Below are 14,673 nucleotides of genomic sequence, written 5' to 3'. Positions count from 1 at the left end.
CCAATAACCATGAAATTAGCTTGGTGGAAATTACTGACCATTGTCCTGCTGTTCTATACCCTGCTGGGCGGTCTGCTGTTGGACGTGCCGCGTTTAGATATCCTCAATGAAACCATTCGCAACCTCTACTTCCACGTACCGATGTGGTTTGGTATGATGATTTTATTGACGGTTTCGGTGGTCTATTCCATTAAATACCTGCGCAATCCACTGGAAAAATACGACCAATGGGCGGCTGAATCTGCCAATACAGCCATTTTGTTCGGCATTTTGGGCTTGCTCACGGGCATGTTTTGGGCAACCTACACATGGGGCGACCCTTGGCACGGCGACCCTAAGCAAAACGGTTCAGCCATTGCCATGCTCATTTACATGGCCTATGGGTTGCTGCGCGGCTCATTTTCCGACCCCCAACAGCGCGGGCGCATTAGTGCGGTGTACAATATTTTTGCTTTTGCGGCCTACATTCCCCTCATCTGGATTTTGCCGCGACTGACCGATTCGCTGCACCCGGGTTCGGGTGGCAATCCCGGGTTCAATGCCTACGACTTAGACTCTAAACTGCGCTTGGTATTCTACCCGGCCGTAATCGGCTGGACACTGCTCGGCGTGTGGATTACTTCGCTGCGGGTGCGCCTCAGACAGTTGGAAGCCAAAAAAATTGAGAAATCCCTATCATAAAACCGACTTTTTCAGGGTAAATTTGGCGTAAAGTGGTAAAAACCCTTTACGCTTTTTTATGCGCATTCTTCACACGGCCGACTGGCATTTAGGCAAATCTTTAAAAAACTTTGACTTGCTGGATGGGCAGCAATACGCTCTTCAACAGCTTACAGACCTTATCCGCAGCGAAAAACCCGACGTGTTGCTTATTGCGGGCGATATTTACGACCGCGCGCTTCCGCCTGCTCGTGCGGTGGAATTGTTTGACGAGGTGATGTCGGAAATTGTGCTGGGGCTGAAAGTACCCGTGATAGCCATTGCGGGTAATCACGACAGCGCCGAGCGCATTGACTACTTCAACGGAATTTTACAGCGGCAGGGCTTGCATATTTTCGGTATGCCCGGTGTTGTCAAACCTGTTATACTGCACGATGCATACGGTGAGGTGCATTTTCACCCCATACCCTACACCGAGCCAACCGACTTGCGCCTGCCCGAAAATAACAATGCTTTTTTTGACAGCCACGAGGCCATCATGCGCCATGTGGTAAAAAATATTGCGAATGGTATGTCGGCACAGGGGCGGCACGTGGCTATTGGCCATGCTTTTATCAGTGGCGGCGAGGGTTGTGAATCGGAACGGGCGCTGCTGAGCGTTGGTGGGGCTTCTGTTGTGCCTGCCGAAATCTTTACGCCGTTCCACTATACCGCACAAGGGCACTTACACCGCCCGCAGTCATTCATGGACGGGCGAGTGCGCTATTCCGGCTCACTGCTCAAATATTCCTTTTCCGAAGCCGACCACCAAAAAGTATTTTTGATGATAGAAATGGACGGGGAAGGCAATGTGCAAACCGAAAAAATTCCGATTGCGCACAAACAGGACATCCGCCGCGTTAAGGGCTACGTACGCGATGGAGTATTTCAATTGGTTGATAATCAGTCGTCTGTTCGTCAGGATGACTTGCTGGAAGTAACACTGCTCAACGAAGAACCCGTTATTAATGCCATGGAAATTGTGCGGCGGCAATATACCTATGCGCTCGAGCTGCGGCAACCCAACGCTTACCGCAACACATCGGAACGCTGCCTTTCCACCGAACAACTCTCCAAAATGGATGACAGGGAGATAGCCCGCGAATTTTTTCTGCACTATTTACCCGCTTTGGACATGGCACACGAAGAAATTATCACCCAAATTATCCGCGAAATTCAACCCAAAGCATGAGACCGCACTTTCTTGAAATACAGGCATTCGGCCCATACATAGAGCATCAGCGCATTGATTTCGGCAAGTTTTCGGGCAACAACCTGTTCCTTTTGCACGGCCCGACGGGTGCAGGCAAAACCACCATCTTTGATGCCATGAGTTGTGCGCTGTTTGGCGATACCACCGGCGACCGCGACCACCAGCAAATGCGCTCGGACTTTGCCGCTGATAATCAGCCTACTATCGTAAAGTTTTGTTTCAGGCAGCGCGGTAATTTCTACGTAGCGTATTACGAAAAACGAAAGAAAAAGCGCAGCGAAGGCTTTGATGACGACCGCCAATTCTATCGCTCCGATGAAAACGGCAACCCGTTGCCCGATGAAAAAATACTGACCAAGAAAGACGAGATTAAAAACGAGGTCAGCAACATTTTACACTTTACCAAAGAGCAGTTTTTGCAGATTGTGGTGCTGCCACAGGGCGCATTTCAGCGTTTTTTGCGGGCAAACGGCGATGATAAGGCTAAAATTCTGAGTGCAATTTTTCGCACCGAGCGGTTTACAGAGTTTCAGAAGCGCCTGCAAGAGCGATTGAACACTGCATCAGGGGAGCTCCAAAACCTGCAAACCGCCGAGAAAACATTGCTTGCCAATGGGCAATTGTCTGAAGGCGAGAGCATAGAAAACCGTCTGCAAAGTTTGCACGAAGAGGCGCAAAAACTTGCCGACTATTTGCAGGAATTGGAGGCAGCCAATAATGCAGCACAGCAGCAGTTAGTTACCGAACGTGCTTTAAACGATGATTTCCAGCATTTTGAAAAAATACGGCAGCAACTCCATGCGCATTTGGCAAGCCGAGAAGCCTACGAGCAGTTGAAGCAGCAAAAAGCCCGTTTGGAAAATGTACGCGATTTAAAGCCGCTGTTTGACCGTGGCTTTGAATTGAAACACAGCATAGATGAAAAGCAGCAAGCACAGCAAAAAACCATAGAGAAAAAACAGCAAGAACAGAAGCGCTTGCAGCAAACCGAGCAGGATTTGGTTAATCATGCCGAGCAAAAAAATGCTGCCGAACAGGCGCGGGAAGCCGCACAAAGCCTGCGAGAGAAGTTGCCCGATTTTGCCAAAGCTGCGGAATTGCGGCAACAAATTGCGGCAACGCAGCAACAATTGGCTACCCAATCGGACAATTTACATGCGTTGCAAAAAGAAATTGCAAACATAGAGGAAAAAATTGCTGCCAATGATAAGCAACTGAGCCAACTGCACGAAACCGCCCGACAATTGGCATTGTACGAGCGCGAAGAAAAAGACCTGAACGCACTTCGGGAGACTTTGCAGAAATTGACGGCAGCGCAGGCTGCAGCAGAGGAAGCCGCAAAAGTTACTGCCAAGATGGCGGCGCAGTATGACTTGGCGGCAAAAGCGGCAGAAAAAGCCCATCAACACTACCGCGAAACCGAGCGATTGTGGCGCAGCAGTCAGGCAGCCTTATTGGCAGAAACGCTGCAACCGGCACAGCCCTGCCCCGTTTGCGGTGCAACCGAGCACCCGAATCCTGCGCAACCTGCCGATAAGCGTGTGGATGATATTGAATTAGAAAAAGCCCACCAAGCCAAAGAAAAGGCCGAAAAAGCCGAACAGGAGGCACGAAATGCTTACCAAGACGCAAAGAACGAGCAGGCAATGCAGGAGAACACTTGCCAAATATTGGCAGCAAGTTTTACCGACGGCATCCCTTCGCAGGAAGCGTTGGAGCAGCAGTGGCAACAGGCCGCCCGACAGCGCAAAAATGCCGAAGCGGCGCAAAAGCAGTGGCAAGCATTGCAACAAGCAACCGAGCAACTCAAACAGCAGCAGCAAGATAAAACAGCACAAGCAAAAGCTGCGGAAGAAGAGGTGCGTAAGCATGAGCTTGCTTTGAGTGGTTTGCAAAGCAATTGGCAGGCCGTTACAGAGCGGCTTCCTGCGGGCATCCCCGATGCGGCAACCGCAGAAAAACAGGTTGCTGCATCGGCTAACCAATATGCGCAATGGGAAAAAAAGCAGCAGACCTTAGAAAAGGCACTCAATGAAGCCCGCGAAACATACGCACGCCTGCAAACCACGGCCGAACAACAGCAAACAGCACTGAATGAGCAAGAGCAGCAGCTCAACGAACTGCGCGAACGAACCAAGCAGGCTTGCTTGGCCAAAGGATTTACCGCCATGAATGAGGTTGTGGCTTGGGTCAAAGAGTTTTCCGAAGAGACATTAAAAGACCTTGCCCAAAAGATTGAAGATTGGGAAAAAACGGAACTGACCCTGCAAACAACGTTCAACGAAGCTCAAAAAAAAGTAGCAGGAAAGCAAAAACCCGACTTGGATACCACTGCGCAGAAAGCCCAAGCCGCTGCCCAAACGCTGCGCAATTATCAGAGCAAGTCGGGCGAAATTGGCAACAATATCAAGCGTTTGCAGGATTTACAACAGCAACTGACCGCCCTGCGACAACAAATTACCGACAAAGAAGCCGTTGTTAAGCCTTTGCGGGAGCTTTTTGCACTTGCCTCGGGCGACAATGCGGATAAACTTCGCCTGCAACACTTCGTCCTTCGTTTCTATTTTAACGAAGTACTTGCCAAAGCCAATTTGCGATTGGAACAACTTTCGGGCGGGCGCTATACCTTGCTGAACGATGAAACCGTTGGGCGCGGCAAAGATGGGATGCGACTGGCAGTCTTTGACCAATACTCCGGCACCACGCGCCCCGTTGAGAACCTCTCCGGCGGAGAAACTTTCTTTACTTCGCTGGCGCTGGCACTGGGGCTCACGGATGTGATTACTTCGCAAAGCGGCGGCATTGCCTTAGAGTCCATGTTCATAGACGAGGGCTTTGGTACGCTGGACAGCGAAACGCTGGATTTAGCCATCCGAACCCTTGCCGAACTGGAAGGCAGCCAACGACTTGTCGGCATTATTTCGCACGTAAGTGAACTCAAAGAGCGGATTCCCGCCAAAATTGAGGTCATTAAAGAGCGAAAAGGCAGTAAAATTGTACAAGCATGAAATAATTGATAGCTTTCGGCATGTTTCGCTTTTTTGACCAGAAATCGTATTCTCCGCGCGAAAAAGTCATGTTTCGCTTTTTGCGTCGCAGCGATATATTCCGCAACCTGACCGATGACGAGTTGGCGTTGTTCCTTCCGCATTTGCATCCGCGCCGCTATTTGCAAAATGAGGCCATTTTCTTTCGCGGCGACCCCAGTCAGGCACTGTACATCATCAAGTCAGGGGAGGTAAAGCTCAACTTAGATGTAGAAGATAACTTTGAGGAACTCATTACGCTCACCCGCGGCGATACCTTTGGCGACAATGCTATTTTGGAAGGAGCACGACGCAATTTCAACGCAATTGCCGCCTCAGAGGTGTGCGAATTGTGGGTGCTGGCACAGGTGAATATCTTGGCCATTTTTGAAGAAGACGCAGAGATAAAAGCGAAAATGTCGCTGGCATTTGCGGCCTACTATGACCGCTACGTGCGACACATCGTAAAAGCCTACCGCAATAATTTCGGATTTTTCAATTTGGGCAATGCCTACCTGAGTGCCAAGCGGGAAGGAAACAAGGGATAAACCCATAAAAACATCAAAGGCTGCCTGCAAAAGACAGCCTTTGATGCATAAAGAGAATCATCTTAGCCGTATCGGGCGAATTATCCCAGATATTCAGCCAGTTGTCCGGCTTTAGAAGAAGCACGCATTTTCTTCAAAGCCTTTTCCTTGATTTGGCGAACACGTTCGCGGGTAGTACCCATAATTTCGCCGATTTGGTCTAAAGTCATGGGCGACTCAATACCAATACCGAAGAATAACTTCAAGATTTTGCGCTCGCGCTCGCTCAAAATAGACAACGCACGTTCGGTTTCAATGCTGAGCGATTCGTTGTACTCAACGTTTTTGTCGGTGCTTTCGGTGCTGTCGTCCGACATAACGTCCAGCAGTGTGCCGCCGTCCTCGTTGTCAAAAGGCGCATCCACAGACACTTGACGAACCGAAGTTGTCATAATGCCTTTGATTTCTTTCAAATCCATTTCAAGGATTTCTGCCAATTCCTCGGGAGTTGGCTCGCGCTCATATTGCTGTTCCCACTCGCCGGTGGCTGTTTTCAATTTGTTTAATGCGTTGGTTTTATTGGCCGGCAAGCGTACGATACGACCGTTTTCGGCAATTGCCTGCATAATGGACTGACGAATCCACCAAACTGCATAGGAAATAAACTTAAAGCCACGAGTTTCATCAAACTTTTGGGCAGCCTTAATCAGACCTAAATTACCTTCATTAATCAGGTCATTCAAAGGCATATGCCCATTCTGATATTGCTTGGCCACCGATACTACAAATCGGAGGTTGGCTTTGGTCAGCTTGTCTAATGCGGCTTTGTCGCCCTGCTTAATGCGACGCGCAAGTTCTACCTCCTCGTCCACGGTCAGCATCTCAATACGGCTGATTTCTGTGAAGTACTTCTCGAGGGTAGCGCTTTCGCGACGGTCGGTAATGGTGTTTGTGATTTTTAACTGACGCATTGGCTTGCAAATGTTTTATAGTGGTAACAATAACGACATAGTAAATAGTTTCTTGGCCCATAGGCACGTAAGTACAATTTCCCTAAGCTAATACAGGAAACTTACATGCAAGCAGTTGATTAACAGATAGTTTGTTTGTAAGTAACAAGAAGTAAGGGCGCAAAATTAGAAAAAGCAACAAATACGATGCAAATAACTGCGCGCTTTTTTCATGTCGTTTGTTTAGTTTACAGACCTGATGATCAAAATGTTAGGACACTTTGCTACCCATTCAGGCGATTGTTCGGTTAGTTTTTCGTAAGTACGCCTGCTAATTAGCACCAAATCATAGCCTTTTAGCGGCCAATCTACGGTTGCAGACGTAACTTCCAGTATATCAACAGCGAAACTTTCGGAAAAGTTTTTCTGCATCAAACTTTTTTCATCAGACAAGTACTGGTCGGTTTGAAGCACCGTGAGGTGTTGGGCGCCGCCTTCGGCAAATCGCTGCACGTAGGGCAACAGTGCCATATCGCCGGGCGCATCGAGCAATAACAGCAACTTTTTGATTTTGTCTAAGCCTCTGTCCACCAAAATACCGATTTCGGTATCTATTTCATGCAGAAAGCGCTGTACAATGCCGCCGGTTCTGTCTGTGGTAAATAAAGAACGTGCGCTGCCTACCAGCAGAAAATCAAATTTGCCTTCTTCTACCGTATCTTCTACTTCTTTCACCAAATCGTCGGTTGTCCGATAAATGCAGTTGATATCTATGTGCAATTGGTTTGCCATTTCTTTTACGGGAGCAAAACCTTCCTGTTCAAATATCTGTGCATCAATCGGGCTGACTTGCGAATTTGGTGTAATATGTAACGCCGTGATTTGTAAATTATTGTACGGAGGTGCCCCCATTTGCATGGCCAATTGCAATAATTTGCGCCCCATAGCCGGTACGCCAAAAGAGATGAGGATATGGTAGCGGTCGCTTGCTGCATGGGCGTTTTGGGCAGGGCGCAGCCGTTCGGAAAGTTTTTCAATCAGGTCTAAAGCGGGGCCGGTCATCATGGTAGTGAGTACGGCCATCAGCACCATCATTGCAAAAATTTCAGGCGACAGTACGCCCAGTTCATAGCCGATGTTCAGCACTACGAGTTCCATGAGTCCACGGGTATTCATCAGCGCGCCTATGACGAAGCTGTCGTGCCATGATTGCCCGACAATTCGCGCGGGAAGAGCGCTCCCGAAGAACTTGCCGACAACTGCCGTGGCAATGACAAGCAGGCAGATGCTCCACAGGTTGCCGTCGGACAGTAGCCCTATTTGTGTACGCAAACCCGTAAACACAAAAAAGATGGGCAGCAACAATACCAAACTGATGTCTTCTATTTTTTCTGCCAGAATTTCTTTGAATCGCAAATTATGCGGGATAATAGCCCCTGCCAGAAATGCGCCGAACAGTGCATGAATACCTATCAGTTCGGTAATAAATGAGGAGATAAGTACCAGCAAAAAGATAAAGGCAATAACCGTTCGGTTAATGTTTTCTTTGGACGCATACACTTCGGCAAATTTTACCAGAAAAGGTCGGACGACGTAGAGCATGACCAGTACATAGGCAAGGGCAGCCACGATGATAAACAGTGTGCTGACGGCTGTTCCTGCTTTAACTACGGCAATAACTGCTGCCAGAATACACCATGCGGTTATGTCGTCGGCTGCCGCACAAGTGATGACCATGCTTCCTACGGGCGTTTTGCTTAGTCCCCTTTCCTGTACGATGCGTGCAAGGACGGGGAAGGCGGTAATGCTCATGGCTATGCCCATGAACAGGCCGAATGCCGTAAAGCTGATATTGGCGGGTGCGTATTCAACATACAAAAAATAGGACAGACCGACCCCTAACACATAAGGGAACAAAATACTTGCATGGCTGACAATTACGGCCGATTTGGCCTGATGCCGTAAAATGGAGATGTCGAGCTCCATGCCTATAATAAACATAAAAAGCACCAGCCCAAACTGACTGAGTGCTTGCAGACTTTTGAGAGATTCAGTAGGGAAAAGTACGGCTGAAAATTCGGGGAAGATGCCGCCCACTACCGAGGGGCCTAAAATAATTCCTGCGACTATTTCACCCACAACAGAAGGTTGCCCGATGCGGGTGGCTAAAATGCCCATTAAACGGGCAAAAAATACAATCACGATTACCTGAACGAGCAGCAGCGCAACAGGATGATGAAGATTTTCGGCAAAGGGCTGCCAAAATTCGCTTATGGAAAGGTCGGGGACGGTTGCCGGTTCGGAGGCACTAATAATTGTTTTAGCCTGTTCCAAAGCATTTCCCTGATGAAATATCCACCAGAGAAATGCTGTCAGAACAATAACCACAATGCCGTAGAATGTTACATAACGATTCACGCGAAGATTATCTGAATTTGGATTTGAGTTTTGCCAGCAGGATGCTCATATCTTCTTCAGGCTCCGGTTTGGTTTGCGGGCGCTTACCCTGCCGGTTGCCCGATTCGGCATTTTTGTTGGTTTTGGCTTTCTTCTCGGCAGCAGGAGGCGAGGCCTGCAATCCTTTCATACTTAGGGCAATGCGCTTTCTTGGTTCATCTACCTCAGTAACCGTAACCATTACGCGTTGGTGTACTTTTACTACCTCGCTTGGGTGCTCAATAAAACGGTCTGCCATTTGGCTGAGGTGTACGAGGCCGTCCTGATGTACGCCAATATCTACAAAAGCACCAAAATTGGTAATGTTGGTAACTATTCCCGGCAGTCGCATGCCTACTTTCAGGTCGCTGATGCTGTGCACGCTGTCATCAAAGGCAAAAGCCTCAAATTGCTCGCGCGGGTCGCGCCCCGGTTTAGCCAATTCTTTCAAAATATCCTGCAAAGTGGGCAGCCCGACTTTATCGGTTACGTATTTTTTAAGGTCAATTTTTTTGCGCAAATCTTCGCTGCGAATCAGGTCTTGTACGGTGCATTGCAGGTCGGCAGCCATTTGCTCAACAATATGGTAGCTTTCGGGATGAACCGCACTTGCATCTAAGGGGTTTTCCCCGTTGCGAATGCGCAAAAAGCCTGCGGCCTGCTCAAATACTTTGTCGCCTAAGCGGGGTACTTTTTTCAGTTCGCTGCGTGTTTTAAAAGGCCCGTATAGGTTGCGGTAATCTACAATGTTTTGTGCCAACGAAGGCCCCAGCCCTGAAACGTAGGTGAGCAATTCTTTACTTGCCGTATTGACTTCTACCCCAACCGCATTTACGCAACTTATGACTACATCGTCCAGTGAATGTTTCAGTGCCGATTGGTCTACATCGTGCTGGTACTGCCCTACACCAATAGATTTGGGGTCTATTTTAACCAACTCTGCCAGCGGATCCATCAGGCGGCGACCGATGGAGACAGCACCGCGCACGGTTACATCATGGTTAGGGAACTCTTTGCGGGCAACGTCGGAGGCGGAATACACCGAAGCACCGCTTTCGTTCACCATCACTATCTGAATATTTTTGGGTAGGTGAATGTTTTTTACGAACTGTTCGGTTTCGCGTCCTGCTGTTCCGTTACCTATGGCAACTGCCTGAATGTCATATTCTTCGCATAGTTTGCGAATTTTCATACCCGCTTCGGCGGTTTGTTTTTGCGGTTCGTGCGGGTAGATGGTGTCGTTGTGCAGCAGTTTGCCCTGTGCATCTAAACAAACGACTTTGCAGCCTGTGCGGAAGCCCGGGTCTATGGCCAGCACGCGTTTTTCGCCCAAGGGGGAGGCAAGCAGCAACTGGCGCAGGTTGTCAGCAAAAACTTTAATAGCCTCCTCATCGGCGCGCTTTTTGGTAATAGCCCTGATTTCGGTTTCCATAGAAGGCCCCAACAGGCGATGATAGGCATCTACTACGGCCATTTTTACCTGTTCGGAGCTTGGGCTGTCGCCTTTTACAAACTGATTAATCAGCAAAAACAGCGCTTCTTCTTCTTCGGGAAATGAGGTCAGGGAAATAAAATTCTCTTTTTCCGCGCGGCGCATGGCCAGTATGCGGTGCGAAGGAGCGTTGGCAATATCTTCTTCCCAGTCAAAATAATCTTTGTATTTCTGCGCTTCGGCTTCTTTTCCTGCCAATACTTTGGCTTTGAATTTTCCTTTTTTGAGGAACAGTTCACGCATGTTGGCACGCGCCTGCGCATCTTCGCTTACTCGTTCTGCAATAATGTGGCGTGCGCCGGTCAGCGCTTCTTCTATGGTTTTAACGCCTTTTTCTTCGTTGATAAAACTCAATACGGCCTGTAAAAGGTCTGTATTGCTGTCTTGTTCCTGCAAGATGTCGGCAAGGGGTTCCAGTCCTTTCTCTTTGGCTTCTGTGGCTTTGGTGCGCCTTTTGGGGCGATAGGGTAGATACAAGTCTTCCAGCCGTGCCAGCGTTTCGGCAGCCATAAAAGCCGCTTCCAGTTCAGGCGTAAGTTTGCCCAGTTCACGCATAGACTCCAAAATAGCTTCTCGGCGCTTGTCCAGTTCGCGCAGTTGGGCTATTCGGTCGCGAATGGTTGCTACGGCTACTTCGTCGAGGCTACCGGTAACTTCCTTGCGATAACGGGAGATAAACGGTACGGTAGCGCCGCTGTCCAACAACTCAATTGTAGCTTGCACCTGCCTTGGGGCGATGGTCAGTTCGCCGGCGATTTGCAGGAAATGTTTTTCCATAAGAATTTCAGAGTGGCAAAAGGTATTTGATAAGGCAAAAATAGGTAATCCGCACTATTTTGCATTTTCAGGAGGGTCGATGAGTCGCAGGTTGAAATCGTCATCGTAGTTGGTCTGCTGCGTCATCTGGTCTATTTCTGCCGTGGCGGCTCCTGCCAACGGGGTGGAAAGCAAGCGGCGGAAAGTTCTGAGAGCATTTTCGGTTTGTCCGCTTTTTTTAAGCGCCATTGCCTGTAAGAAGATGAAAGGCGCCTGTGCATTAAAATCGGGTATTTTCTTAATGGCGGCCTCTGTTGCGGTAATGGTTGCGCGATAATTTTTTTGGAGATAAGGAATCAATAAGCGAAGCAATTGTGCTTTTTGATTGTCTTGGTCTGTGCTGAGCAGTTGTCCTAAGGTTTGGTTAGCTTCCTCATATCTGCCTAACTGCAACTGCTGTTCGCCAATGTTCATCAGCATTTCCTTTTTCTTGACAGGGTTGCTTTCGTGTTGGGCGGCATTTTGTAATTGGGGTAGGGTTACGCTGTGATCTACTTTGCGTTTGGCAAGTTGTACCAAAATGACGTGCGCATTAGGATATCCCTTTTCCATGGCAAGTGCTTTTTCAGCATAGTAATTGGAAATGCTGTCTTCATAAATGCGGAAGTAGGTAAGGGCAATGGCTGCAAAGTTTTTGGCAGAATATTTTTCTATACGCGACTTGAAAACGCCATACTCTGCCTGTTTCCACGTAGCGGCGGCTTTTTCGTATTGCCCTTGTTGAAATTGTGCAAAACCAAGTTCGTAGTAATACTTTGCCTTTGCGGGAGGGGCATTTTTGGCAATTTTGGGCAGAAACTTTTGGATGGCATTTTCTGCTTCGGCGTATTTGCCGAGGATGTTATTCATTTTGGCATAGAAGTAAACTACCGAAGTGTCTTCCTGCGAAATTTGGTATGCCTGTTTTACCTGTTCGTAGGCTTGTGCCAAGTCGCCGTCTCTCACCAAGCGGCTCATGGCATACAGCCTGTAATTGATTTTTTTGTTGTTGTCCTTTTCATATTTGGCCGCCATGTTGAGGTTTTCCACTACTTTTTTTGAGTCGTTGGAGGCTACGGCTATTTTGGCGAGCAGAATGTAAGCGGGCGTGTAATCGCTCTGCAACTTTAAAACCGAAGAAAGCGTAGAGGCTGCGCCGGGGTATCGTTTCAGCAAATATTCACACAACCCTTTTTCGTACAAGTAGAAGTGATTGCTCGGTTCGCGTTGCAAGGCTAAGTCATAGTTTTGAATGGCCTGCTCGTATTGGCCTGATTTTTTTGCTTGCGAGGCTTTAACATAGTAATCCAGCCCGCTTTGTGGTTGCCCCCATGCGAGATAGCAGATGAAAGACAGAAAAAGAGAAGTAAATAATTGCTTCATAGGTGTTTATTTTGGAAATGGCTCGGAAGATACCCCTTCTCATTAACGGACAATCAACTACCCAAGTTAGTAAATCCTTTCCTTTTTCGTCGCTTTTTCGCTAAATTGCCCTTCAAACTCAAAGTAATGAAATCTCTGAATAAGTTCATCATAGTAGTATTTTGTTATTTGTTTTTATTCGTTTTCCATTCGGGGCAATCAGGTGCGCAGGGCAATAAAACCAGACTGTTTTCAGGTCAGGTTGTCAATACGGACAATCAGCCTGTCAAAGGGGTAAAAGTTTTCTTTGAGGGCTTCAATAATATTGTGGATGAAACAGACGGAAACGGCAACTTTGAACTGCCGATGCCTGCCTCTTTTGCTGTTTTGGGGCAAACGGCTGTCTATGTGGGCAATAAAAAAATAGAGCGTGGCGGCTATGCTTACAATGCGGCAGCCAATACTTTGATAATCAAATTGAAAGAAGAATTGCCCGAGGGGGTTGTGCAACTGATAGAGTTTTTTGATGAAAGAAGCCTGCCGCTGCCTGCACAGGTTGCCGTTACTATAAAGGGGAAGAAATTCAGAACCAATGAAAAAGGCTGTGTAGAGTTTAACAGCCCGCCCTATTTTAAAGCCGATGAGCTCGACAGCGAGCCAATCTCCGTTGAGGGCTACGAGGTCAGCAGCACCTACTACACAGCAGCCAACAGGCGTTTTTTTGTTTACCTGAAAGGGGCAAAACCATCAACCGTGGCCAAGCAGGAAACCACGCAGCCGCAACCAACCACCGGCAGCAAACCGGAGGAAAAACTTTTGCCAAGCACCGAAAAAGCCGATTCGGAGATTATCAGGCAAGACTTCACCAATGTGCTCAACGAATTGGAGATGGAGAAGCAGTTTCTCAATGAGCGCAGCATTAAAATTCGGGATGAAATAGAGAAAATAGCCTCACAACTTGGCAACCAGCAACTTTCCGATGAGGCCAAACAAGAACTCCGCAAATACCTCAACCGATTGGAGAAACAACTGATAGAAAACGACCTTGCTTACGAAAGTGCACAGGAGAAAATAAAGCAGGTGATTGAGCGCATGAGATTAGAGGTAATGTCCAAAGACTCAATCAATGCCGCAGCCGTTCAGAAAATAGAAACCATCGCTGCGGAGAAAGAGGCGGCCGTGAAGGAGAAAGAAGCCATTGAAGCACTCTACCGCGCCCGTTTGTTGATTATTGCTTTGGTAGCCTTAGGGCTTGCCGGAGCAGCCGTTGCGTCTTACAGCGTTTCTCAAAAACTCAAAAAACAGAAAGAAGAAATTATCGGCCAGCGCAACAGCATTGAAGAGAAAAACAAAAATCTGGAAAAAGCATATTTGGAAATACAGTCCCAAAAAACTGAAATTGAACGCCAAAATCACCAGATTACGACCAGTATTCGCTATGCAGAGTCTATCCAAAATGCGATTCTGCCGCTTGCAAGCACTTTTAAGGAAGCCTTTAAAGACTATTTTGTCTATTATCAACCCAAAGACATCGTATCGGGGGATTTTTACTGGTGCTATTCGGACGGCAATAAAACCCTGATTGCTGTCGTAGATTGTACGGGGCATGGTGTGCCGGGCGCTTTCATGTCGCTGATAGGTTATAACCTACTGAACGAGCAAGTCAAGCAACACGGGTTCTCCAAACCTTCCCAAATTTTGGACGGCTTGGACAAAAACCTGCGCATTGTCCTTCGTCAGGAGCAAAAGGTAAACAACGATAGCATGGATGTAGGTATTTGCCTGATAGAAGGCCATGATGTTTGTTTTGCGGGTGCCAAGCGAGCCTTGCTGATATACAGAGCACAAACCGATACGTTGGAAGAAATACGCGGCGACCGCAAACCTATCGGAGGGTTTAAGAAAGACCTCAACCATCATTACCAAGACCATCATATCACCGTCAATGCGGGAGATTCGCTGTACTTATTTACCGATGGCATAACCGACCAACCCAATCCATCGCTTGATAAGTTTGGTTATCAACAGCTTAAACAGGTGATTTCTGCTTACGGGCATATGAGCATGGAGCACCAAAAAGAAGGTTTGGAAAAAGCGCTTCACGAGCACAGAAAAGGCGCCCCGCTGCGGGATGACATGACCGTACTTGCCGTAAGAATCGGTTGATTGGGCG

The 14,673-nt window shown here is 48.0% G+C and carries 9 protein-coding genes; 5 read left to right on the top strand and 4 right to left on the bottom strand.

What is annotated here, in order from left to right:
• The first annotated feature begins 9 nt into the window (after positions 1-9).
• The 4 genes from ccsA to NDK19_RS00660 are packed head-to-tail and all read left to right on the top strand — an operon-like array spanning position 10 to position 5,486.
• The gene (gene ccsA / locus NDK19_RS00675) at positions 10-681 is read left to right on the top strand and encodes a cytochrome c biogenesis protein CcsA (RefSeq protein WP_250629898.1); all 672 of its coding nucleotides are present in this window, start codon (positions 10-12) and stop codon (positions 679-681) included.
• A gap of 58 nt (positions 682-739) precedes the next feature.
• Positions 740-1,891, top strand: coding sequence for an exonuclease SbcCD subunit D (locus tag NDK19_RS00670; RefSeq protein ID WP_250629897.1), 1,152 nt, complete (start codon positions 740-742; stop codon positions 1,889-1,891).
• Positions 1,888-4,920 (top strand): AAA family ATPase, encoded by a 3,033-nt coding sequence (locus tag NDK19_RS00665; RefSeq protein WP_250629896.1) that lies wholly within the window; start codon positions 1,888-1,890, stop codon positions 4,918-4,920. Before NDK19_RS00670 ends, NDK19_RS00665 begins: the two co-directional genes overlap by 4 nt.
• 20 nt (positions 4,921-4,940) lie before the next feature.
• Complete coding sequence (locus tag NDK19_RS00660; RefSeq protein ID WP_250629895.1) at positions 4,941-5,486, top strand: cyclic nucleotide-binding domain-containing protein; 546 nt, start codon at positions 4,941-4,943, stop codon at positions 5,484-5,486.
• Between the two features lie 80 nt (positions 5,487-5,566).
• On the opposite strand, the gene NDK19_RS00655 is transcribed toward NDK19_RS00660, so the two are convergent.
• The 4 genes from NDK19_RS00655 to NDK19_RS00640 form a co-directional block, all read right to left on the bottom strand.
• Positions 5,567-6,436: a sigma-70 family RNA polymerase sigma factor gene (locus NDK19_RS00655; protein WP_250629894.1), complete on the bottom strand. Its 870-nt coding sequence runs from the start codon at positions 6,434-6,436 to the stop codon at positions 5,567-5,569.
• 222 nt (positions 6,437-6,658) lie between these two features.
• Complete coding sequence (locus tag NDK19_RS00650) at positions 6,659-8,833, bottom strand: cation:proton antiporter (RefSeq protein ID WP_250629893.1); 2,175 nt, start codon at positions 8,831-8,833, stop codon at positions 6,659-6,661.
• A gap of 7 nt (positions 8,834-8,840) precedes the next feature.
• Positions 8,841-11,120, bottom strand: coding sequence for a Tex family protein (locus tag NDK19_RS00645; RefSeq protein ID WP_250629892.1), 2,280 nt, complete (start codon positions 11,118-11,120; stop codon positions 8,841-8,843).
• 54 nt (positions 11,121-11,174) lie between these two features.
• Positions 11,175-12,521, bottom strand: coding sequence for a tetratricopeptide repeat protein (locus NDK19_RS00640; protein WP_250629891.1), 1,347 nt, complete (start codon positions 12,519-12,521; stop codon positions 11,175-11,177).
• Between the two features lie 126 nt (positions 12,522-12,647).
• Here NDK19_RS00640 and NDK19_RS00635 point away from each other — a divergent pair, with 126 nt between their 5' ends.
• Entirely contained in the window at positions 12,648-14,666 is a 2,019-nt protein-coding gene (locus NDK19_RS00635; RefSeq protein WP_250629890.1) for a PP2C family protein-serine/threonine phosphatase, read from the top strand.
• The last annotated feature ends 7 nt before the right edge of the window (positions 14,667-14,673 follow it).

This window comes from Rhodoflexus caldus, from assembly GCF_021206925.1.
Lineage (GTDB): Bacteria > Bacteroidota > Bacteroidia > Cytophagales > Thermoflexibacteraceae > Rhodoflexus > Rhodoflexus caldus.
This window is presented reverse-complemented; position numbering and strand designations above follow the sequence as displayed.

Coding starts and splice junctions, on each gene's coding strand:
- NDK19_RS00665 (WP_250629896.1), top strand. CDS start 1,888: ATGAGACCGCACTTTCTTGAAATACAGGCATTCGGCCCATACATAGAG.
- NDK19_RS00670 (WP_250629897.1), top strand. CDS start 740: ATGCGCATTCTTCACACGGCCGACTGGCATTTAGGCAAATCTTTAAAA.
- NDK19_RS00635 (WP_250629890.1), top strand. CDS start 12,648: ATGAAATCTCTGAATAAGTTCATCATAGTAGTATTTTGTTATTTGTTT.
- ccsA (WP_250629898.1), top strand. CDS start 10: ATGAAATTAGCTTGGTGGAAATTACTGACCATTGTCCTGCTGTTCTAT.
- NDK19_RS00645 (WP_250629892.1), bottom strand. CDS start 11,120: ATGGAAAAACATTTCCTGCAAATCGCCGGCGAACTGACCATCGCCCCA.
- NDK19_RS00640 (WP_250629891.1), bottom strand. CDS start 12,521: ATGAAGCAATTATTTACTTCTCTTTTTCTGTCTTTCATCTGCTATCTC.
- NDK19_RS00660 (WP_250629895.1), top strand. CDS start 4,941: ATGTTTCGCTTTTTTGACCAGAAATCGTATTCTCCGCGCGAAAAAGTC.
- NDK19_RS00655 (WP_250629894.1), bottom strand. CDS start 6,436: ATGCGTCAGTTAAAAATCACAAACACCATTACCGACCGTCGCGAAAGC.